Here is a 22,909-nt window from a genome sequence, read left to right as displayed (position 1 = left end):
AAAGATATATCTCCGCGATGAATTGCTAAAGATATTCTTCTACTTTTTTGAAATTAATTTTCCATATAGAGTTTGGCTAATCTATTTAAATATAGGCTAAAACATCTCTCGTTGATAAAAAAGCCTCTCGAATTATCGAGAGGCTTTTTTATCAACGAGATTCGCTATTCTTTTTCGTAGCAATATCGATCAGCAAGTCCAGCTTACACTGGTAAGCCGAAGACAGCACATTTGGATCGTCGGACTCAAAAAGCGCAGATTTCATGATGGGCACACTAAAGGGCAATGTCCAGGCGCGGAGCGACTTCGCGATAGCATCCATTGCATTAATGCCCTGTAGTGCATGCACACCATCGGCCCAACAAACCAGTCCGATATGTTTATCCGTCAGGTAAGCCGGTTTATTTTTAGCGCTGACTTCAAGCCAATCCAAACAGTTTTTCATGACACCGGGAATACTTCCATGATAAAGCGGAGACAACCAAAAATGTATATCTGCCTCAAGAAACAAGGTATTCATAATCTTAACAGCATTGGGTACCCGATTGAGACTCAAATCAAATAAGGGTATTCCGCTATCAGCCAAATTAAAAATAGTATTTTCAACCCCCCTTTGGTTCAGTTGGTCGGAAAAATAGTGTGACAATTTTCCCGATGTAGATTCTTGCCTTCTTTCCAAGGCGCCATTGAATATTAATGCTTTCATTATACTTTCCCTTTTTTAAAAATAACTTTTGGCATACCAACCTCACCATACATCAACGTCTGGACAATAGGAATCAATCGTTCTGTCGCTAACATATAAAGTGACGCCGGAATATTAGGGCGGGCCCTTATGACAACTTTTTGCTGCTGAAAATTCGACAAATCTATCGCTTGTAAAGCCTGCATCCATAGGTCTATTTCCAAATCCTCCATCGCCTTAAAATCGTAATACGCTGCAACAGGATGAAGTTTTTCCGCCAGGGCCATATAGACCCAAGGCGGGATAATTGCGTCCACAGAACAGCTAATGGCAACCGCCTTATTTCGAAAAGCAGACCAGTCCACCGCCGCCAAAGCTTCTCTGAATTCTTTTTCTTTAACGATTGCTTCCTGATACAACAATGTTTTGATGTCAAAACTTAGGATAGCAAGATTGGTCTTAAAATCAATTAGATCTAAAGCCAATATACCCGTGTTTTCAACTTTATTTATAAACATATCAAACCAAGCCTGCAATCACAGCATCGTATTTTTGTTCAACAATAGACCAATCCAAAAGCGACCAAAATGCATCCAAATAATCGGCTCTTTTATTTTGATATTTCAAATAATAAGCATGCTCCCAAACATCGACCCCCAAAATAGGGAAACCTCTGCCGATCGATTGTGTATCCATCAGCGGATTATCCTGATTGGGAGTAGCTACGATAGCTAAGGCGCCAGAATGTTTTACATAGAGCCAAGACCAGCCCGAACCAAACTGCCCAAGTCCCGCATTTTTGATCTTGGCTTTGAGTTCTTCCAAAGAACCAAAGGCGGCGTTTATCTCATCGGCTAACTTCCCAGTGGGTACCGTTTTTGGATTGGGCGATAAAATTTCCCAAAATAGCGTATGGTTAAAGTGACCGCCACCGTTATTGCGGACTGCTGGGCTATATTTACTTACGCTTGTTAATATATCCAATAGATCGTTAGCTTCGCCTGCTGTTCCTTCCAATGCCTTATTTAGATTGTCAACATAAGCTTGATGATGCTTTTGATGATGAATCGTCATGGTCTCGCGATCAAAATATGGTTCAAGTGCCGCATAGGCATATCCTAACTGGGGTAATTGAAATTTGTGCATAGTTTTATTGTTTTTATGATAAGTCAAAACTAGAGAATCAAACTTAATAAAACAACTAATTAGTTGTTTTATTAAAGTCATAAAAATAAATCAAAAAGGATAAACCTGTGTTTGAAACACATTTTAGAACAAAAAATAAAAACACTACCTTTGCTGATGTTATATAAAACAACTTTTTTATTGTCAAATGCAGAAGAATCCAGCTGATCGAATATTAATGTTATTAAAAATGCGCCGAGAAGCCACTGCAGCTTTGATTGCAACAGAGTTGGCTATAACAAAAGAAGGGGCCCGTAAACATTTATTGAACCTCGCGAATCAAAACCTAATTGTCTCCAATGCCAGGAGCGAAGGTATAGGCCGCCCTTCGACTTATTACAGTCTGTCACCGCAGGGCATGGCACGATTTCCAGATAGTCACGCCGACATTACAGTACAATTGCTGCAGTCGATTAAACAAGTGCTCGGCGAGAATGCTTTGGATCTACTTATCAGTGATCGGGAGTCTAAAGTATATCAAAAATATACTGACGCGCTTTCGGATATTGAATCCATCGAAAAAAAACTTGAAGTTATTGCCGCAAAAAGAACGGAAGAAGGTTATATGGCAGAATGGAAAAAAGAGGCTGACGATTATCTGCTCATTGAAAATCATTGCCCCATATGTGCAGCAGCAACCGAATGTCAGGGATTCTGCCGTTCAGAACTGAATAATTTTCAGCAACTCATCGGTCCGGCATATCGTATCTGCAGAACAGAATACATCATCGAAAATGCCCCCCGCTGTACCTATCGTATTTCAAAGGCGAAATAAAACCAATTTCTAAGGCATTCCTGCACAAATTATTAATATACCAAAAAGTATTTTTTATATTTGCATTAAAAGAACAGGAATTACATGTCAAAAGCAGAACAGACACGACAATATATCATTGAAAAGACTGCGCCCATCTTTAATAAAAAAGGCTACTTTGCAACTTCACTCTCGGACATTACGACAGCGACAGGTTTAACAAAAGGAAGTATCTACGGTAATTTCAAGGACAAGGATGACCTGGCTACCCATGTCTATACCTATCAGAGTAGAAAAATTTCAGAAGCTGTTAATCAGCAGATTACACAGCAAAAAACATCGCTAAAGAAGCTTTTGTCTTTTCTAGATTTCTACAAGGACAATTTCAAAAATATCGCAGCTTCAGGAGGTTGTCCCATGATGAATGCGGCCGTGGAGGCCGATGATTCGCTATCTTTTTTAACCCCCAAAGTCAGACGTTCCTTTGACCTTTGGAGACAGCGGCTAATTCTAATTCTTGAAGAAGGAGTTGCCAGCGGTGAATTTAAACAGCATATTTCTGCTGAAAATTATGCCATCACCTTTATGGCGATGGTCGAAGGCGGAATCTTGCTTTCCAAGATTTCCGGACGAGGAAAAGATCTTGCCATTGTATTGGATAAAATGAAGGAAATGGTGGATCGGGAGATTAAGGCTTAATTTTTTTTTACAAAAACAAATACCAATTGGTATATTTATAAGTTTATATTAAAATAAAAAGAGATGAAAAGAGTTGTAATAACTGGCATGGGAACAATTAACCCGCTGGGAGAAAACATAGACATATTTTGGGATAACATTTTGCGAGGCGAAAACCACACAACGCTTATTAGCCGTTTTGATGCTTCGTTGTTTCGAACACAGATTGCAAGTGAAATTAAACACTTTCAACCTGAAAAATACTTAGATAGAAATGAGATTAAAAGGAGTGATCTCTTTACGCAATATGCTTTATACAGTGCAGCGCAGGCAATGGAAGATTCGGGACTAGATCTCGATGCCATGGATCCATTTGATATCGGTGTCATCTGGGGTGTTGGCCAGGGCGGCATGGAAACTTTCGAAAAAGAAGTAGAAGGCTACGTGACAGGAGATTACAAACCAAGATTTAGCCCTTTCTTTGTTCCTAGACTTATCGTCAATATGGCTTCAGGCATGATTTCAATGAAGTATGGTTTAAAAGGAATCAATTACACTACCGTATCGGCTTGCGCTACATCCAATACGGCCTTTATGGACGCTTTTAATTACATTCGGCTCGGCAAAGCCAAAGTCTTTATAAGCGGCGGTTCCGAAGCCCCCATTACCCCGGCTTCAGTTGGCGGTTTTTCTGCCATGAAAGCCATGTCGAGCCGGCATGATAGCCCACAGACAGCAAGCAGACCCTTTGATCGGGATCGTGATGGTTTTGTTATGGGTGAGGGAGCCGGAGCACTCATCTTGGAAGAATACGAACATGCCAAGCAAAGAGGTGCAAAAATTTACGCAGAGCTTGTCGGAGCTTCGATGACCGCAGACGCTTACCATATGACCTCACCCCATCCCGAAGGGATAGCGGCAGCAAAAGCCATGTCTCTGGCTTTGGAGGAGGCTAAAATTAATACCAGTGCGCTCGACTATTTAAATCTTCACGCGACTTCAACGCCAGTTGGAGATATTGCCGAACTTAAAGCCGTACAACGAGCTTTTGGAAAGCTAAATAATCTATGGGTCAGTTCCACCAAATCAATGACAGGACATTTACTTGGGGCAGCCGGCGCTATCGAAGCAATCATTGCCATAAAATCCATCAACAATAATGTAATTCCGGCAACAATTAATATCGAAAATATCGATCCCGATATTCCCGAGGGGATTCAAATTGTAATCAATAAGCCAATAGAGAAACCCGTTCAGACTGCGATGAGCAATGCTTTTGGTTTCGGTGGGCACAATTCGAGTATCGTTTTCAAAAAGATTTAATTTTTTTGAAATAATTCTTGACAAAGTGTAATAAACACACTATCTTTGTACTATCATAATTTAGGTTTATAATTGGTTATTTAAGGTTTTCATTCTCCCCGTTTGAAAACCTTTTTTTATGCCTGTTCAACTCTTGTTATCAGCAAACTAGATTTTTTATTTTTAACCGATACGACAAAACTATTTGGCCCATTTATCCATTTACCAGATATAAATCCGTTGAGGACCTTCATTACCAGATATAAATCCGTTGAGGACCTTCAATAGTGTGTCACTGGTGTTATTTTTCAGAACGGAGTCCGTGTCTTATCTACTATTTAACCCCTTCTTCGAAGATCATTCGAGGCATTTTCGGGCCTTATTCGTACTTAGGAGCAGATAAGAGCGTTTTCTGACATGTCCATTCCTGAAAAAGGTTTACAAAAACCGAATATTAAAATCTTAAATTTAATATTATGAAAAAGCGTATGACAAAACGTAAATCAGGGGGACAGCAAGTTTACAGTGATAGCTTCAAGATCCTCGTTTCCAGAGAATACCTTGCGGGCAAGCTGAGTTATTCGCAACTTGCCCAGAAGTACAATCTTCCGGGGGAAGCCACTCCGCGGTATTTTATGAAATGGTACCAGCAGTGGGAAAACAATCTGGAGCTGGAAGTTTCCCAGACTGTTGAGCCAGAAGACACTGGGGTGAAAAATGAGCAGGATCTCAGGGATGAACTCTTCCAAGCGAACCTCAAAATTACTGCCCTGGAGATGTTGATCAAAAAAGCGGAGGAGCTCCATGGGGCTGATTTTGTAAAAAAGTCTGGGGCCAAATCGTCCAAGAAATGAAGTCGTGTTACCAGAATGTTTCGGTCTCCAGACTTTGTGGACTATTTGGCAGAACAAGGCAATCCTACTATAAATATATGGGCAGAGAACAGGAATACTCCGTTCGCAGCGGGCTTGTGCTGGCGCGGGTACGTGAAATTCGGAAGGACTCCCATCGCATGGGTACCCTTAAACTCCGCAGCATATTGGTCAAAGAAATGGGTAGTGCGATGGTTGGACTGGGAAGGGACGCTTTCTTCAGACTGTTGCGCGAAAATGACCTTTTGGTCAAATGCAAACGCAGGTATGCCATCACCACCCAGTCCGACCACCGTTTCAAAAAGTGGCCCGACCTTGTGCAACGCAGGCAAGCCCTGCGTCCCGAGCAGATATGGGTAAGTGACATCACCTACATCCGCATCCGGGACAAATGGATCTACCTGTGCCTGGTCACAGATGCCTATTCCCGAAAGATCGTGGGCTACAAACTTACCCACAGACCAACAGCACAGGCCTGTATATCAGCGCTCAGGATGGCAATATCACATAGAATGTATCCACAGAGCGATCTGACCCACCACTCCGATCGCGGCATCCAGTATTGCAGTACAAATTATGTCACTATATTGCAGGAAAATAGGATTGCAATAAGCATGACACAATCCGGAAGCCCATACGACAATGCCGTGGCAGAAAGGCTAAATGGCATCCTAAAAAGCGAATATCGCATGGCTGAGACCTTTCCAGACTACAAAACGGCACTTGCACAGCTGGTCAAGGCAGTCAATATATACAATCATTTTAGGCCACATATGTCCTGCAATATGATGTCTCCCCAACAGGCACATCAGCAATGGCAGAACCAAAAAACTCCCAAAGTGTTTCAAAGACGTAACGCTGAGTCAAAAAAGTTCCGCAGTAAAACCAGGGAAACTGTGGTCAGGGAACGGACAACTGATAATAGTAAGAAAACAGACAATGACAACTATATCCAGTAGAAAAAAATAGAATGTAAAATCTATATAGTAATCTGTTCGGTATATGTAAACCTATTTCAGTATAAGACAACAGCCATGCTACTGTCTTATCTCCGAGTATAACTCGGACTCACCACGGACTCATGTCGCACTCACCACGGATACACCCAGACTCTGATACGGAGATGTATCGGAGGAGACACGAAACGATAGCGAAGCAGAGGTCTTGCGTCCATGCCATAATCAGAACATTCAAAATCCCGCCCCTGTCATTGATGACTAAATGAAGCTTGTAGCCAGCCCATTGTAGATTTTCCAACTTCGGCTATTCCTTTAAATACCCTCTATTCGCCTTAATCCGCTTATTCATGCAAACCCTAACCGGTGTAGAATCGAAAGAAATCATAAAAAAACAGCGGGATAACCGAAGTTACCCCGCTGCGTAAAAATAAACATGTGAAACTATTCTTTGCCATTATCTTTAGCCCACCATAACCGCTTACCCCAATTGTAATCCACAGTTCCAGCTGCAGCCGCGTTAACATTCTCTGTATTATACAAATACTCATTATTCGGATACGGCAAACGCCATGGTTGATCGGTGTGTACTTTTTTGAATTTTTGAATTTTCGAAGGATAGTTTGTACTAGGTATACCAGTTCTTCTGTACAGGTTCCAAGCTTCAAAATTTTCTTTAAACAAAGCTACCCACATGTCCCAGTAAATACGGTCTTTAGTATTATCAAATTTACCTGCATCAGCGAGATAAGCCGCGATGTCATCTGTTGCGATATTATTATCTTGCATGGACAGTGTAACCCCTGTTTCATAGGCCGTTTTTGCGGAAATACCAACATTGTATCCGGATAAAGCAGCTTCAGCTAACAGGTAATACGTTTCACAAGCCCTATAGAAAGGTACCGCTCCAGCAGGATCATTGATATAATGATCGCCAATCCAAGAAATCGAGGTTGAAGGAGACGGATTTGTCAATGAACCATTTACAAATCCAACATACTTGCCTTCATTATTTTTTCGGGCGATAGAAGCTATCCTTGGATCTTTGGTCTCAATTAAATGATCAATAAAAATATCAAACATTCCCCAATTATTGATCCGGTTACCGTTGATACCTGATTCATACCAAGGTTCCATATAGGGTAAAGTACCAGGGAAAAACATCTGGCAGTTTTCTGCGTTTGTCTCAATAATAGGATATTTCTCTTTATTCTTGGCAATTTCCTCAATAGTCGATTTTGCCAATGCAGGCGCAACAGAAGAAATCCGCATTGCCATCCGTAAGCGCAACGCGTTACAGAATTTTTGCCACCTTAACATTTGCTCCTTTATATCCGCACTTCCACTATTGGTTTTTCCATAGATCACATCATAATCCCCCATTTCATCCGTACCTATCCCTGCCGCCATTTCATCCGCAATTGATTTAAGATCGGCCAATACAGCAGGGAAAATATCTTCCTGTTTATCATATTTAGCTTTCAAGATGGAGCCGTCCTCTGGACGCCCTTGAAATGCTTCTGAGTAAGGAATATCTCCCCAACCATCCAATAAATAAGACCACATATAATTATTCCATATCCTGGCAACAATCCGAATATTTTTGTAACTCTCTGCTGCACCATCTGTTTTCTTCAATAAATCCTTCATCTGAGTGATATTGTAGTAACAAGCAGCCCAGCGATTACCATAGGTATTATTCGAAGGAATTAATCCCCCCAAATTGTCTGGATATTGAATTTTAACAATATAACCTGCAAATGTACCATACCCGTCAACGTCACCACCAAATTGGTCTCCGGCATAACGCATGACATTTACTAACATGTTTTGCGGAGGGACATCTGACAATGCATCTGGATCGGTATTAATTTTTTCAAAATTTTTAGTACATCCCGACACCAATAAGGCGGCTAGAATTGGTGTATATTTAAGTTTTTTAATCAAAGTATTCATAAGTGTAAAATTATTTTTATTACGTTTTAAACCTAATAAAGAAATTAAAATGTAAAACCAAGTTTAAGACCTATACTTCTTGAATTAGGAACAGTCGCTTGTTCAAATCCTACTCCTCTTGAATCACTCGAAACACCACCTGCTTCTGGATCCAAACGCATAGTATTAGATTTATGAACCCATAACAAAGCTAAATTAGTTCCCGTAATAGAAATATTGGCACGTTTTATTCCTTTTATCTTACTATACAAGTGTTTAGGCAAGTTATACGAAACATAAGCTTCTCTCAATTTCAAGAAAGAACCGTCGAAAACATACATTTCAGAAATACCGCCGTTTTCGTACCAGTCTTGTGCACTAGTTTCAATCGTATTTTCAACCCAGCCATCTTTTCCGTCCGACATTGCGAATCTTTCATTTGTCATTACATCCTTACCAGCTACAATTGCACGTTCGCGAATGCCATTCGCTGCTGTAATTTCTGCAATACCTGTCGTATAACCATGGGCCATAGTTTGCGACCACACATCACCACCTTTTCTAAAGTCGAGCATAAATCCAAACCTGAAATCCTTGATAGTAAAATCGTTGCGCATAGAGGCTAAGAAATCGGGTACAGCTTGACCAATATCCTGACCATCCAATGGTGTAGAAACCAAACCATTATTACCGACTTTTATTGCTCCCTTCATTGGACCATCTTCTACACGATCAAAACCAGAGCCAACTAAAGTTCCCCAAGGCTTACCAACGGATGCCATATTGGAAATACCCCAAGTCCAGCCAAGTCTGTAATCTTCTAAGCCCAATTGCGGATAAAGTTCAACGACCTTATTCTTATCTCTTGAGAAGTTAATGGTCGTTGTCCAATTTAGCCCATCTCCTCTTTTTAGAATGTCGCCTCTTAATTGCAATTCAACACCTTTGCTTTTAATTTCACCAGCATTTAGGAATATAGAACTAAAACCAACCACATTCGATGTTGCCACCTGAAGCAATTGTTTTTTGTTGGTTTTATTATAGTAGGTAAAATCCACATGTAGGCGATCTTTGAATAAACCTAACTCAGTTCCGATTTCGTATGAGGTAATTGCTTCGGGTTCTAAGCCCTCAATTGCATACGTCATACTCTTATACATCTGAGCTAAATTATTATAGGAATCTGTCTGTGCATAGTAGTAATTTCCGTTTTGATACGGACGAGTTGCATTACCTACCTTAACAATGTTGAACCTCAATTTCCAAAAATTTAAATAATCACTTTTTAATCCTTCAAAACTAGCCGTAGGCAACCAACTTAAACTTGCTGAAGGATAAAAAAATGATTTTTTCAGCGTTGAAGACCAATCATTCCGCGCGGTTAAATCTAAATATAACTCGTCTCGCCAACCTAAATTGGCTTGTGCATAGACAGAGTTTGATCGACCTTTAGAATGATCCATTAAAGTATAGGCATCTCCAATTTTATTACTGATCGTATAGACCCCTAGTACATTCAACCCTCTGGCTCCTAACGTGTTTGTTTCAAACTGATAATCCCGATAATTTGCACCCAAAATCCCTGTCAAGCTCAGTTCTCCAAATTGTTTATTGAAGTTTGCAATAAAATCTGCATTGAATTCGGAATTACTATTCTTCATTTCATCGAATTTTCCATTCCTGTTGTCGAAATTAAAATAGGTTGTCTCAAAAGTATGCGTATTATAATAATCCAATCCCACCCGACCTTCAAATCTCAAAAAATCAAAAGGTTGATAATACAATGAAGTTTTCCCAAAAATACGATTCATTTTGAGAGCATTTTGAGACTCATGCATGGTATAAAATGGATTCATATGATAGGCGGAATTCCAGTTGTAGTACGTATAATTTCCGGCCTCATCACGCTGATCCCAATTATTTTTCAGATCTTGCATATCTACCTGACGGCCGAACCAGATCAACCCATTCATCGGATTAGCACTATCGTAACCTTGCATTACGAGATTATTACTTTCAGTACGTGTGAAATTACTCATAATGTCATAAGAAAATTTATCGCTTAACTTATATTCATTATTTAACTGGGCTGTATATTTCTTTTGATCTGTATTGGGTACCGTCCCGCGCTGATCTCTAAAGGAAATGGACGCCCGGGTAGAAGACTTATCTGTTTTAGAAAGTAAAGAAATATTATGATTTTGAGAAAAGCCTGTTTGAAAAAATTGCTTGACATTATTTTTATGGGAATTCCATGGAGTTGCTTGGCGTACACCGTTAACTTCAGGGCTATTAAATTGTGGAATCATTAACCCAATATCCATTCTAGGCCCCCAAGATTCATCAATATTATCGTTGACACCAAATTCTCCTGTACCATCTACATAACTAAAAGAATTCTTAACTACATAATCCTGATAAGATTCTCCTCCTCCTAAAGTATTGTAACTATATTCATCTCCTCTTGACCCTTGACCATATAAATTTTGATACTTTGGTAAATTGACTACTCTATCAATAGAAAAATTACCATCGTACGAAATTTGTACGCCATTGGCAGCGCGTTTGCCTGATTTGGTAGTAATCATAATAACACCAGCGCCTGCTCGCATACCGTAAAGTGCGGCTGCTCCACCTTTCAAGATATTTAAGCTTTCAATATCATCTGGATTAATGTCATTCAAGCCCGACCCATAGTCAACCCCTGAATAAGTATTATCTCCCGAACGTTGTGCTTCATTTGTAATGGGAATACCATCTACGACAATCAAGGGTTGTTGATCTTTCTGTAACGAAGAATTACCTCGGATGGAAATACGAGCTGAAGAACCTATTGCACCCCCAAATTGATTAACTTGAACTCCAGCAGCTTTACCAGCCAATGCGCCCGTTAAGCTATGTTGCCCAGCATCTGTCAATTCACTCGCCTTAATTTCCTGCGTGGCATAACCTAAAGATTTCTTATCTCTAGTAATTCCCATCGCAGTTACCACAACTTCGTCCAAATTGCGCTCATCAGTCGTTAATGTGACCTGAAGTGAAGTCTGATTGGTCAAATTTACTACTTTACGGTCATAACCCACTGCTGACACACTTAATGTCCCCGCCTGCTTATAGTTAATCGTAAATTCACCATTTTGTCCACTTTGGGTTGCTGTTCCATCTCTTAGCGTGATTGTAACTCCAGGGATAGGTTTCCCGTCTTGGTCGATCACCTTCCCCTTCAAAACTGTCTGTGCGTATACTGCCGAGCTTACCAAGAAGGTAGCAGCTAGCATAGCGATACTTTTTCTGTTCATAAGTTTAGTTTCAGATGTATTAGTTTATAGTGCTTTTTGTAATAACTAAGTTATAAGTACTTGATTGGCATTGATAACTAAATTTTAACAAGTATTGCCCAGTTATTAACCCAAAGTGTTAAATAGCTAAATTTAACCCAACCAATCACAACATAAAAAACTCTTACACGAGTACATCTTCACAACAATAGCCTACCTATCCACTCCCCACACACCGATTTACAAGTAAAACCACAGAAACATATTAATCTAATTTATTTTACTACATTTTTTGGTAATTTTATTGGAAAAAGCTTTAAAAAACCAAAATAAAAACCAAAAAAAAGAGAATTACCTACATTTTTCACAAGATATTTCAAAAAAAACTTAAGATAAATAGCTTTTAAAAAAGTTTAGGCACATAGGAAAGAAAAAAGACATCTAAATAAAAAAGAATAAAATTCTGCCAAGAATAGCCATATGCGTTCCATTCTTAGCAGAATTTTACTTCCGAATTCATATAGTTTAAAAGTCTAGCCAACCGAGCCGCTAGCGAGATTAATTAAGAAATCTAGACTTATTTACTCGTATTCCTTATTCCGGTACAATCTAATTCTCCATTGGAATTTCTTGAACTAAATAACAGAATAGAGTGTTTGTTTATATTGCTGCACATATTCCTTTGGATTGCAGCCCACAATTTGCTTAAAAACTCGGTTAAAATTAGTAATACTATTAAAGCCGCTGTTGTATGCAATAAACGAAACACTGTCTAGGTGTTCTTCGTTTAGTTGATTACAAACTTCTTTGACTCTTATCCGGTTAAGATAGGTCACAAAAGTAACACCACAATGCTTTTTAAAATATCGACAAAATGCCTGCGGAGTAAGATTTGCATGGTCAGCAACATCTTCCAGCGTAATTTCGTCTTTAAAGTGCTCCTTAATATAATTGCAGATGAAATTAATGCGATTTGATCCGTGCATCGTATCAAAGGCAACTTCTACCCGTTCGTTACAAAGTGCTTCCGCCTCCCGTGAAATATTTGCCAATGCTCGTAATAAATAGAAAAAGTGCATTAACTTATCCATCTGATCAGCTGACTTCAATTGACAAACCCGTTCCGATATCTGCTCAAAATACGTTTCCGGCACCTTAAATCCTCTAGAGTTATTATAGATAAATTGATTCAGCGATTCAAATTCATCCAAAGAAAATAGTGATTTCAGTTTACCATTGGGATCAAAAAAGATAGAAACAGAACGTGATTCATTGGAAAGACCATCTTGGGACGCAGACTTAAAAACATGTGGTTGATTCGCACCTAAAAAGAATATATCATTTTCCTTAAAGGGATGGAGCGTATCTTCAACAATCAAAATTCCACTACCCTTTTTTATCCACATTAACTGAGCCTCCTGATGACGATGAAAATAGGGATAGAAAGCTTCCAAAACATCTTCTTGCACAGTTAAACTTTGCCCTCGGGTTGTCGGCACGTTAAATTGAAGCGTTTTCATAGTTTATTTAGTTTTATGTTTACTGTTTAGTAATATAAATATAACAACTACAATGGAAGATTACTTCTTGCAAACAAAACATAAAAATACTATACCAAAATATGTTTAGAATCCGACAATATTTAATAATCCCTAAGAAATACGCAAACCAAAACAGATAATTTACACCAAAAATTCATCAGCATAAAAAAAATGGGTTAAAATACAATTAGACTTTGATAAATTGTGCAAATTATTATTCAACAGAAAGGCTGAACTTTATTTAATTTCGTTGTTTGACCTTTTTAGAGACAAAATGGCGAGCATATTCATTTGTAACAACAGCAAACACCGCACTATCAAAGATAGACCTTTAAATAAATGATTTTGACATGCATAAATTTTACGATATTCGTATTGGACAATAAACCGCTAGGTAGACAATTCTACTTCAAGCCGAAGCAGATTACAAACAATTCATGATTTTAGCACAACAGACACAGTACCTCCTTTAATTCCCAAAACTTATGTTCAAAAAAGAAATATATCTTAATCGCCGAAATAATCTATTATCAAAGATCACGACTGGCAAAATTCTTTTGCTAGGCAGCATTGAAAATCCGATCAATTTTGAGCACAATACCTATCCCTTCCGTCAAGACAGTAGCTTTTTATATTATATCGGTATCAAAAGCCCACGTTTGGCGGCTGTATTGGACACTGAAAAAAACGAGACCATACTATTTGGTGATGAAATGACCATTGACGATATTGTGTGGATGGGCCAACAGCAGACTTTAGCTGAAAAGGCTGACCTTTCCGGTATCAGCAAAATCCTGCCTTTCAATCAACTCTTTGACTATCTTAACAAAGGAAAACAGGAAGATGTTCACTACCTTCCTCCTTATCAGTCGCATAATAAGTTATTACTTGAGCAGCTAACCGGCCGTTCCGCAAATCAGCTCCAGCCCTCTGTGGCTTTGATTAAAGCTGTCGTTGCCCAGAGAAGTATCAAAACGGCAGAAGAAATTATCGAATTAGAGAAAGCCGTAGATATTGCTGTTGATATGCACCGCATTGCTATGCGAATGACAAAACCTGATCGTTACGAATATCAGATCAGCAATGCCATGCAACATTTTGCGCAAGATCAGGGAACGTCCTTCTCCTATCCTCCGATAGTCACAAAACGGGGTGAAATTCTGCACAATCATATGCAATTTCACCAGCTTTATGAAGGTGATCTCCTGCTCAATGATTCGGGCGTAGAAACGGCCATGGGCTATGCTTCGGACCTGACCAGAACCTTTCCCGTAGGAAAACGTTTTACGGCTTTACAAGAGGAAATTTACCAGATTGTCTTACATGCGTTTAAATCTGCAGAGCAGCTGCTGACATTCGGAATACGTTTTAAAGAAATACATTTAAAAGCCTGTGAAGCGCTTGTAGACGGACTTATACAAACCGGATTCATGAAAGGCAACGCACAAGATGCGGTCATGAATCACGCGCATGCGCTTTTCTTTCAATGCGGACTAGGCCATATGCTCGGTCTTGATGTGCATGATATGGAGGATCTTGGTGAACAATATGTTGGCTATACTGAAGCTGAGCCAAAAGATACCAAGACTTTTGGAATCAAATCGCTGCGGCTAGGTAAGAAATTGGAGGCTGGCAACGTGCTAACCGTTGAACCCGGCATCTATATTATTCCTGAATTAACGCAGCTTTGGGAACAGCAAAATTTACACAGGGACTTTATCAATTATGATTTCTTAAAAAAACATCTCGATTTCGGCGGGATTCGTATTGAAGATAATTATCTTATTGAAACAGATGGATACCGTCGTTTAGGAAAATACCTTGAACGCGAGATTCAGGAGATCTATCAACTCAAAGACAATCCAATTGATTAATTAACGAACAACTCACATAATGATAAACCCAAAAAGTAAACTTAAATTCTTTTGGGGTCAACTCAAACAGATAAACAAATGAACAGCATTAAACAGTCGATCTTTATTATTCTAATACTGATTTTTCAGGTTCCAGCTTCCCTTTTTGCGCAGCGACTCTGGACAGATCATGGTGATCAATATTATGAATTTTCCGACAAGGGAATAGAAATGGTCAACCCCAAAAATGGGGTGCGCTCCATCTTCCTTTCACAGCAATCGCTTATTCCGAAAGGAGCAACAGCAGCCTTGAAAGTCGAAAATTTTTCCATTTCCAAAAACAAGGAGCTTATTTTGATCTATACCAATAGCAAAAGAGTATGGCGCGAGAATACAAGAGGCGATTATTGGGTTTACAACAAAAAGACCAATCAGCTGCAGCAACTAGGCCAAAAATTCCCGGCCTCACAACTGATGTTTGCGAAGTTTAACCCGCAAGCAGATAAGGTCGCCTACGTCAATAAAGCCGACCATAATGTTTACGTGGAAGATCTCGCCAGTGGCAGCATCGTTTCCGTTACCAAAGATGGAACAGACCGTTTAATCAATGGTACTTTCGATTGGGTTTACGAGGAAGAATTTGGATGTAAAGATGGTTTCCGCTGGTCGCCCGACGGTGCTTCCATTGCTTATTGGAAGCTTGATGCCCGCAACATCCGTAATTTTCTGATGATCAACAATACGGATAGCCTCTACTCCTATACCATTCCCGTGGAGTATCCTAAAGTTGGACAATCGCCGAGTGCCTGTTCGATATGGACCTATGAAATCGCCACTGGAAAAAATACCATGCTGAATATCCCGGGAGATCCCAACCAGCACTATATTCCCCGCATGGAATGGTGTCTTGATAGCAAGCAGGTTATCCTAGAGCAGCTCAACAGAAAACAAAATGAGAGCAAAATCTATACCGTAGCTCTCTCCGATAATAAAGCGCAAAACATACATCAGGAGCAAAGCGACTCGTGGATTGATATCAAAGCACGATGGAACAACAACGATCCTTCGGGATGGGACTGGGTTCAAGGTGGCAAGGCCTTTATCTGGGTCTCGGAAAAGGACGGCTGGCGCAAAATCTATCAGATTGATTTATCGGGCAACGAGAAGCTGGTTATGAAAGCGGACTATGATATGATCAATCTTGACTTTTTCGATCCGAAAAATGAAACGATTTATTTTACCGCCTCTCCAAGCAATGCAACGCAGAAGTATCTGTATAGTGTATCGACGAAAGGCGGAGTTCCAAAAAGACTGACCCCGGCCTCATACGAAGGCACCTGCGATTATGATATTTCAAAAGACGGTAAAATTGCCATCTTCAGCTTTAGCAACCGGGCAACATTAAAACACAATGCCGTTATTGAGTTACCGACACACAAAATACTCGTAGACTTTGATTTTAAACGTGAAAAAAAAGTCAGCGATGGTATTGCCGAGTTTTTTAAAGTTAAAACAACGGACGGTATTGAGTTAGACGGCTGGATGGTAAAACCACTTGATTTCGATCCCAATAAAAGGTATCCTGTCGTCTTTATGGTCTACGGCGAACCAGCATCACAAACTGTATTAGACAATTTCGGTGCAGGCTATAACAGTTTATATAAAGGAAATATGGCGCAGGATGGCTACATTTATATTTCTTTGGATAATCGCGGAACTCCTGCTCCTAAAGGCAGTTTGTGGCGAAAAAGCATCTACCGCAATATCGGGCAGCTCAATATTCGCGACCAGGCTTTGGCAACACAAGAAATCCTGAAATGGCCTTTTGTCGACAATTCACGTGTGGCCGTCTGGGGCTGGAGCGGTGGCGGATCAAGCACGCTGAACCTACTGGGACAATATCCTCAAATCTATAAAACGGGTATCGCCATTGCAGCTGTAGCAAATCAGCTCCTTTACGACAACGTATATCAAGAACGCTACATGGGCCTCCCCCAAGAAAATCTTGCAGACTTTGAAAACGGCTCTCCGCTGAAATATGCAAAAAACATCAAAGGTAATTTACTCTATATCCATGGAACCGGAGACGACAATGTGCATTATCAAAATGCAGAAGTCCTGATCAATGAACTGATCAAAAATAACGTGCAGTTCCAGTTGATGTCTTACCCCAACCGCAGCCATTCGATCAGCGAGGGACAAGGTACACATGAACATTTAAAAACATTATTTACAAACTATCTAAAATTACATTGCCCTCCGGGTGGAAGATAGACCGAATAGTTATCATTTACAGATGAAAAGAATACTATTATATGCATTGGGAACCTGCGGTCTACTGACCGCAGGCATACAGCAATCAGCGGCCCAGCTGATGAAAGAAAAAAATGAATTCACAAGAGCGGATTCACTGCGCGGATACCTGTCACCGCTGCGAACCTGCTACGATATCCAATACTACCATTTGGATGTTAAGGTAGATATAGACAATAAGTTTATTTCGGGTTCAAACCTTTTCCGTTTCAAGGCCACAACTGATTTTAATCGCCTGCAATTTGATCTTTTTGCAAATCTCAACGTAGACAAAGTCGTATATAAGGGGAAAGAACTTTCCTTTACCAGAGAACACAATGCTGTCTTTGTCGAATTTCCTGCGACTATCAAGAAAGGAATACAGGAAGAGTTTACGGTATATTACGAAGGCCATCCTACAGAAGCGGTCAAAGCTCCCTGGGACGGCGGCTTTGACTGGAAAAAAGATAGCAATGGAAAGCCATGGGTGGCCACGGCCTGCCAGGGTATGGGTGCGAGTGTCTGGTGGCCAAACAAAGACCATCAATCCGATGAAGTGGATAGTATGCTGATTTCCATCGCTGTCCCGAAAGAGGTGATGAATGTTTCCAATGGACGTTTGGTCAAGGTAGAAAAGATGAAGGATGGTTACACCAAATACCACTGGAAAGTTGCCAATCCGATCAACAACTATAATGTCGCCATCAACATCGGCGACTACGTTCATTTTAAGGAAAAATACAAAGGTGAAAAAGGGCCATTGGATATAGACTACTATATTTTGCGCGAAAACGATACGGCAGAAAAAAAAGCCCATCTTCAGAAAAACGCCAACCAGACCTTAGAAGCCTTTGAACATTGGTTTGGTCCATACCCATTCTATGAAGATGGCTATAAACTTGTTGAAACCTACCATACCGGCATGGAACACCAGAGTGCCATTGCCTATGGTAACCATTACCAGAATGGCTATCGCGGCGGGGATGCGTCGGGAACCGGCTGGGGACATAAATGGGATTTTATTGTGGTCCACGAATCTGGTCACGAATGGTTTGGCAACAATATTACTTCAGCTGATCTGGCCGATATGTGGATTCACGAAAGCTTCACTAATTATTCCGAAGGCTTATTTATCGACTATTTCTATGGTAAGGAAGCCAGCCAGGCTTACGCCCATGGTATCCGGAGCGGGATCCAAAATGATAGCCCCATCCAGGGCCCTTACCATGTAAATAAAGAGGGATCTGGGGATATGTATCCCAAAGGCGGTGTTATGCTTAACATGATCCGTACGATGATCGACAATGATGAAAAGTGGCGGAATATTCTGCGGGGATTAAACAGCAAGTTTTATCACCAACAAGTCGATTATACTGATGTTGTCAACTACGTAAGCCAGCAGTCCGGCCTAGACCTGCTGAAAGTGTTTGAACAGTATGTAAAGCATACTGCCATTCCTACACTGGAAATCAAACAAGATCCTTCAGGCAGAATATTGGGCCGCTGGATCAGCGAAGTCAAAGGCTTCCATATGCCCATACATATTGGCGTAAAAGGTCAAAAAAGAGAACTTATCCAGTTGGACCAACATTTCAGACCGATTAAAGTAGCCGGTTTAACGAAAGAGAATATCGATATTGATACGTTTAACTATTATGTCGGCGTATTGTTCGAATAAAAACAGCTTCAACGTTACCAACATGAAATAAACACAGCGCCCCAGAAAGTTAGCTACTTTCCGGGGCGCTGTGTTTTTGAACCACTCTTATCGCTTCATACCTATTCCCAATTGAAATAAAACCTTCATGACTTCGCAGACACCAACAGCAATAAAAGCATACCGAAGGTCCTTTCTGGCCAATAAGATCAGACTCGTCAAAAAAAGCAGGAAATAGGCCTGCATTAGCGGATTATTGTTCTAATGAAAGATCAATACTGATTCCAGGCAGGCGGATCTACGCCAAGAAGATGTTTTACAAAATAGTCCCTTCTTTTTCGTTCACCATAATCTCCCCCGGAAGAATGCCCCATTCCAGGAACCATGATAAAATCATGATTCTTACGCGCTTTAATCAAAGCATCAACCAATTGGAAAGTGGATGAAGGATCCACATTATCATCAAGTTCTCCAACAATCAGCAAAAGATTTCCTTCCAGCTTAGCGGCATTTTCAATATTAGAGCTAGCCGCATATTCAGGACCTACAGGCCAGCCCATCCATTGCTCGTTCCACCATATTTTATCCATTCGGTTATCGTGACAACCACAGGAGGAAACGCCAACTTTGTAAAACTCGGGATGGAATAACAGCGCTCCGGTTGAACTTTGCCCCCCGGCAGATGTGCCATAGATCCCTACCCTGCCGATATCCATGTATTTATATTGTTTTGACGCGGCCTGCATCCAGGCAATTCGATCCGGAAAGCCCGCATCTTTCAGGTTTTTCCAACAGACATCATGGAAAGCCTTCGAACGATTTGAGGTCCCCATCCCGTCGATCTGCACCACAATAAAGCCCAATTCAGCGAGTTCGTACATCCCGCTCGGGTTGCTGTAAAATGATTTTGGTACGAAAGAACTATGCGGTCCCGCATAAATGTATTCGATGACAGGATAGCTTTTAGCAGGATCAAAATTCGTCGGCCGAATAATAATCCCCCAGATATCCGTTGCGCCATCACGTCCCTTAGCTTTAAAAACCTCCGGTGCACGCCACCCTGCAGCTTCGAGCAGACTACTGTTTGTTTTCTCCAGCTCCATGATAAGACGGCCATTTTTGTCGCGCAATACTGAAATTGGCGGCTGATCGACCCGGGAATACGTATCCACAAACTGCGAATAGTCTTTATTGAAAAAAGCTTGATGATTTGCATTTTCTTCGGTCAGCAGTTTTAAGCCCTTTCCGTCTAAACCGATAGCGTAATAGTGGACCAAATAGGGATCTTCTGCAGCATTCACTCCGCTGCCTTCGAAAATAACCGTTCGTTTTTCAGCATCAACATGCACAATTTTCCGAACAACCCAGTTTCCTTTCGTTATCTGGTTCTTTACTTTACCAGTAATTCCATCATAGAGATACAGGTGGTTCCATCCATCACGCTCAGAGGCCCATACAATCTCCTTTCCATCGGCCAGATCCTCACGGTATTTCTTGCCGCTATAATCAATAAAGGTCTTATTCTGCTCTTGAATCAGAAAACTCGAGGTACCGCTATTTGCATCCATCTGCATGACGCCATAGACTTGATGCCCCCGTTTGTTATACTCGAAGGTAAATGCTCTGCTGTCATCGCGCCAGGAAAGATCCGAAAGGTAAAATTGATTTGGTATGAGTGTAGCATCAAACACCGATAGTCGGTCTTTTTCAAGATCATATAAAATGGGTAGTTTTTGCGCAAGCTCATCTCCGGGCTTCACGTAATCGCGTGTCTGAATTTTAGGCTGCAGCTGATCTTTAGGAGAAGATTCAATAAGCGTCAGTTGCCTGATCTCTATTTTTTGAGTTTTTACTGTAGCCAGCTTACGACTATCTGGTGCCCATTGAATATCATTGCTATAATAATTTGCCGTGTTGCCATCAAAGGTAATTTGTCGGGCCTCGTTTGTATTTCCCTTTTTTGCCAGGAATACATTATTATTGCGGATAAATGCCACATATTTTTTATCTGGAGATTCGACTTCCCTATAGGCATTTCCCTGCTCACGCTGCCCCCAATATCGCATATTTCGTTCTTTATTTCCACTTGCAGCGCCCTGGCTCAATTGCGAGGAACGACGGTTCCAGATCCACAGGTAGCCCGCGATATCGAGCGATACTTGATCCTCATCCAGCAATTTTATCTGATCATTGGAAATAACACGATTTTCGATTTTCCGCCCCAGCTTTTCATCCACTAACGAAAATACGTTCGTCAGATCAAACAGCTGTTCTTTTGTTTTTGCCTGGGGATTGACCAAAATATACTCTTTTCCCTGCAACGTATTTCGATCATACCAAAAGAGATCCCCCTTATCATTCCAATAAAACTGGCCGGGCAGATTTTCAATTTTGTTGGTCAATTGTTTTTTTAAGTTTTGTGCACGCGTATAATCTGCCACAGTTCCTTGACCAAACAGAAACTGTGCAGACAACAACAAAACCGCTGTACTAAGAAACTTCATACTTTCTTCGCTTAGGATTGATTAAATAATAGATCGGGATTCCCAATAGTGCAATGATAATGCCCGGCCAGGTATAATTGGGTTTGAAAATGACCATCAACCCAATAAAGGCAAGTCCCATCAGAATATAAAGAATGGGAAGAAAAGGATAGCCAAATGCTTTATAGGGTCTGTTCAAATCTGGACGTGTGATACGGAGACGAATAATACCCGCAATCGCGAGTACATAAAATATAACGACCACACAGGTAATCATGTCCAATAAATCACCATATTTTCCGCTTAAACACCATATTGACGCAGCGACACATTGTATCCAGAGTGCCCAGGCAGGTACCGCATGCGCATTGAGCTTACCTGCCCTTTTAAAAAACAAACCATCTTTGGCCATAGAATAATACACCCTCGCTCCTGCCAGGATAATCCCATTATTACAGCCAAAAGTGCTGATCATGATCATAATCGCTATAATAGTTATCCCAAATGGGCCAAAAACTTCTTGAGCGACACTCATGGCTACACGATCTTTTGGTGCATTGACCATAGCTTCCAAAGGCAATATGCCGGTGTACATCAAATTAGTCAGAAGATAGATTACGGTAACCAGTAAAGTCCCTAATGCAAGACTCAAGCCGATATTACGTTGTGGATTTTTAATTTCGCCGGCTACTGCGGAAGATGAGTGCCAGGAATCGCTGCTGAAGAGCGCACCGACCATAGCCGCAGAAAAAGCGCCCATTGCTGAAAATCCATCATAAGATGCGTACGTTCCATCCGTATTTAAACGGCGCATTGACCAAAGTGATATATTGTCCCAGTTCCAAGCCCAAACTTCATGTTTCAAAGCCAGGAAGCCAAAGAGCAACAAGAGCAACAGGCTCCCGATCTTGATCAATGTGATGGATGTCTGTACGCGCTTTCCGCTATTTACGCCTCTTGAATTAATATAGGTTAATACAATAATGACGGTAATTGCCAGCAGCTGCGCTGCCGATACCCGATAATCTGACCATTCTAGCAGGTAAACATCTTCATCCATAAAGGGGAAGAGATAGGCTGTAAATTTCGCAAAAGCTACCCCCACAGCAGCTATTGTCGCAGTTTGTATAACGGCAAAAAATGTCCAGCCAAATACAAAACTCAATACCGGCCCATAAGCCTCCCGAAGGTAGATGTATTGCCCTCCTGCCTTTGGAAACATCGCACTCAATTCACCATAGCTCAACGCTGCAGTCAATGTCATAAAACCACATATCAGCCATACCACCATCATCCAGCCCGCAGACCCCGTGTTACGAGCGATATCCGCAGATACAATAAAAATCCCAGAGCCGATCATACTTCCAACCACCAGCATAGTAGCATCCAGCAACCCGAGGGACTTTTGAAAAGTTTGTTTCGACTCACTCATAAACAT

The 22,909-nt window shown here is 40.8% G+C and carries 16 protein-coding genes; 8 read left to right on the top strand and 8 right to left on the bottom strand.

Translation table 11 applies throughout. The features are described 5' to 3' along the window. Positions 1–151 precede the first annotated feature (151 nt). The 3 genes from CBM24_RS09015 to CBM24_RS09005 are packed head-to-tail and all read right to left on the bottom strand — an operon-like array spanning position 152 to position 1,831. A complete protein-coding gene (locus CBM24_RS09015; RefSeq protein ID WP_088160949.1) occupies positions 152–706 on the bottom strand; it encodes an NADPH-dependent FMN reductase in 555 nt (184 codons plus the stop codon). Continuing rightward, positions 706–1,203 carry a DUF2480 family protein gene (locus CBM24_RS09010; protein ID WP_088160948.1) on the bottom strand — a complete coding sequence of 166 codons (498 nt, stop codon included), beginning with the start codon at positions 1,201–1,203 and terminating at the stop codon, positions 706–708. Before CBM24_RS09010 ends, CBM24_RS09015 begins: the two co-directional genes overlap by 1 nt. Position 1,204: 1 nt before the next feature. Beyond that, positions 1,205–1,831, bottom strand: a complete 627-nt coding sequence (locus CBM24_RS09005; RefSeq protein WP_088160947.1) for a superoxide dismutase — start codon at positions 1,829–1,831, stop codon at positions 1,205–1,207. Between the two features lie 229 nt (positions 1,832–2,060). Between CBM24_RS09005 and CBM24_RS09000 the strand changes: the two genes are divergently transcribed. From CBM24_RS09000 to CBM24_RS08980, 5 genes are all read left to right on the top strand, one after another. Then, positions 2,061–2,645 (top strand): helix-turn-helix transcriptional regulator, encoded by a 585-nt coding sequence (locus tag CBM24_RS09000; protein ID WP_198386071.1) that lies wholly within the window; start codon positions 2,061–2,063, stop codon positions 2,643–2,645. Positions 2,646–2,729: 84 nt separating this feature from the next. Beyond that, positions 2,730–3,323, top strand: coding sequence for a TetR/AcrR family transcriptional regulator (locus tag CBM24_RS08995; protein WP_088160945.1), 594 nt, complete (start codon positions 2,730–2,732; stop codon positions 3,321–3,323). 63 nt (positions 3,324–3,386) lie between these two features. Next, positions 3,387–4,625: a beta-ketoacyl-ACP synthase II gene (fabF, locus tag CBM24_RS08990; RefSeq protein WP_088160944.1), complete on the top strand. Its 1,239-nt coding sequence runs from the start codon at positions 3,387–3,389 to the stop codon at positions 4,623–4,625. 455 nt (positions 4,626–5,080) lie between these two features. Next, on the top strand, positions 5,081–5,458 hold the full coding sequence (locus CBM24_RS08985) for a hypothetical protein (protein ID WP_075993755.1): 378 nt from the start codon (positions 5,081–5,083) through the stop codon (positions 5,456–5,458). Beyond that, entirely contained in the window at positions 5,455–6,435 is a 981-nt protein-coding gene (locus tag CBM24_RS08980; RefSeq protein ID WP_157698413.1) for an IS3 family transposase, read from the top strand. Before CBM24_RS08985 ends, CBM24_RS08980 begins: the two co-directional genes overlap by 4 nt. A gap of 441 nt (positions 6,436–6,876) precedes the next feature. On the opposite strand, the gene CBM24_RS08975 is transcribed toward CBM24_RS08980, so the two are convergent. From CBM24_RS08975 to CBM24_RS08965, 3 genes are all read right to left on the bottom strand, one after another. Further along, entirely contained in the window at positions 6,877–8,388 is a 1,512-nt protein-coding gene (locus CBM24_RS08975; protein WP_088160943.1) for a SusD/RagB family nutrient-binding outer membrane lipoprotein, read from the bottom strand. A 44-nt stretch (positions 8,389–8,432) separates the two neighbouring features. Further along, the gene (locus CBM24_RS08970; RefSeq protein WP_088160942.1) at positions 8,433–11,666 is read right to left on the bottom strand and encodes a SusC/RagA family TonB-linked outer membrane protein; all 3,234 of its coding nucleotides are present in this window, start codon (positions 11,664–11,666) and stop codon (positions 8,433–8,435) included. Positions 11,667–12,280: 614 nt separating this feature from the next. Continuing rightward, a complete protein-coding gene (locus CBM24_RS08965; RefSeq protein WP_088160941.1) occupies positions 12,281–13,165 on the bottom strand; it encodes an AraC family transcriptional regulator in 885 nt (294 codons plus the stop codon). A gap of 506 nt (positions 13,166–13,671) precedes the next feature. Between CBM24_RS08965 and CBM24_RS08960 the strand changes: the two genes are divergently transcribed. The 3 genes from CBM24_RS08960 (at position 13,672) to CBM24_RS08950 (ending at position 19,009) form a co-directional block, all read left to right on the top strand. Further along, positions 13,672–15,060: an aminopeptidase P family protein gene (locus CBM24_RS08960; RefSeq protein WP_088160940.1), complete on the top strand. Its 1,389-nt coding sequence runs from the start codon at positions 13,672–13,674 to the stop codon at positions 15,058–15,060. Between the two features lie 78 nt (positions 15,061–15,138). Next, positions 15,139–17,313, top strand: coding sequence for a S9 family peptidase (locus tag CBM24_RS08955; protein WP_088160939.1), 2,175 nt, complete (start codon positions 15,139–15,141; stop codon positions 17,311–17,313). A 22-nt stretch (positions 17,314–17,335) separates the two neighbouring features. After that, positions 17,336–19,009 (top strand): M1 family metallopeptidase, encoded by a 1,674-nt coding sequence (locus tag CBM24_RS08950; RefSeq protein WP_088160938.1) that lies wholly within the window; start codon positions 17,336–17,338, stop codon positions 19,007–19,009. Between the two features lie 251 nt (positions 19,010–19,260). On the opposite strand, the gene CBM24_RS08945 is transcribed toward CBM24_RS08950, so the two are convergent. Then, the gene (locus CBM24_RS08945; protein WP_088160937.1) at positions 19,261–21,492 is read right to left on the bottom strand and encodes a S9 family peptidase; all 2,232 of its coding nucleotides are present in this window, start codon (positions 21,490–21,492) and stop codon (positions 19,261–19,263) included. Next, on the bottom strand, positions 21,479–22,903 hold the full coding sequence (locus CBM24_RS08940) for an APC family permease (RefSeq protein WP_088163503.1): 1,425 nt from the start codon (positions 22,901–22,903) through the stop codon (positions 21,479–21,481). The genes CBM24_RS08945 and CBM24_RS08940 overlap by 14 nt, the downstream gene beginning before the upstream one ends. Positions 22,904–22,909 lie beyond the last annotated feature (6 nt).

The organism is Sphingobacterium sp. G1-14 (genome assembly GCF_002196555.1).
In the GTDB taxonomy this organism is placed as follows: Bacteria; Bacteroidota; Bacteroidia; order Sphingobacteriales; family Sphingobacteriaceae; genus Sphingobacterium; species Sphingobacterium siyangense.
Note: the sequence above shows the minus strand (reverse complement) of the source record. Positions and strands in the feature narration are given on the sequence as shown.

Coding starts and splice junctions, on each gene's coding strand:
- fabF (WP_088160944.1), top strand. CDS start 3,387: ATGAAAAGAGTTGTAATAACTGGCATGGGAACAATTAACCCGCTGGGA.
- CBM24_RS09000 (WP_198386071.1), top strand. CDS start 2,061: ATGCGCCGAGAAGCCACTGCAGCTTTGATTGCAACAGAGTTGGCTATA.
- CBM24_RS08945 (WP_088160937.1), bottom strand. CDS start 21,492: ATGAAGTTTCTTAGTACAGCGGTTTTGTTGTTGTCTGCACAGTTTCTG.
- CBM24_RS08970 (WP_088160942.1), bottom strand. CDS start 11,666: ATGAACAGAAAAAGTATCGCTATGCTAGCTGCTACCTTCTTGGTAAGC.
- CBM24_RS09005 (WP_088160947.1), bottom strand. CDS start 1,831: ATGCACAAATTTCAATTACCCCAGTTAGGATATGCCTATGCGGCACTT.
- CBM24_RS08955 (WP_088160939.1), top strand. CDS start 15,139: ATGAACAGCATTAAACAGTCGATCTTTATTATTCTAATACTGATTTTT.
- CBM24_RS09010 (WP_088160948.1), bottom strand. CDS start 1,203: ATGTTTATAAATAAAGTTGAAAACACGGGTATATTGGCTTTAGATCTA.
- CBM24_RS08995 (WP_088160945.1), top strand. CDS start 2,730: ATGTCAAAAGCAGAACAGACACGACAATATATCATTGAAAAGACTGCG.
- CBM24_RS08960 (WP_088160940.1), top strand. CDS start 13,672: ATGTTCAAAAAAGAAATATATCTTAATCGCCGAAATAATCTATTATCA.
- CBM24_RS08980 (WP_157698413.1), top strand. CDS start 5,455: ATGAAGTCGTGTTACCAGAATGTTTCGGTCTCCAGACTTTGTGGACTA.
- CBM24_RS08985 (WP_075993755.1), top strand. CDS start 5,081: ATGAAAAAGCGTATGACAAAACGTAAATCAGGGGGACAGCAAGTTTAC.
- CBM24_RS08975 (WP_088160943.1), bottom strand. CDS start 8,388: ATGAATACTTTGATTAAAAAACTTAAATATACACCAATTCTAGCCGCC.
- CBM24_RS08940 (WP_088163503.1), bottom strand. CDS start 22,903: ATGAGTGAGTCGAAACAAACTTTTCAAAAGTCCCTCGGGTTGCTGGAT.
- CBM24_RS08950 (WP_088160938.1), top strand. CDS start 17,336: ATGAAAAGAATACTATTATATGCATTGGGAACCTGCGGTCTACTGACC.
- CBM24_RS08965 (WP_088160941.1), bottom strand. CDS start 13,165: ATGAAAACGCTTCAATTTAACGTGCCGACAACCCGAGGGCAAAGTTTA.
- CBM24_RS09015 (WP_088160949.1), bottom strand. CDS start 706: ATGAAAGCATTAATATTCAATGGCGCCTTGGAAAGAAGGCAAGAATCT.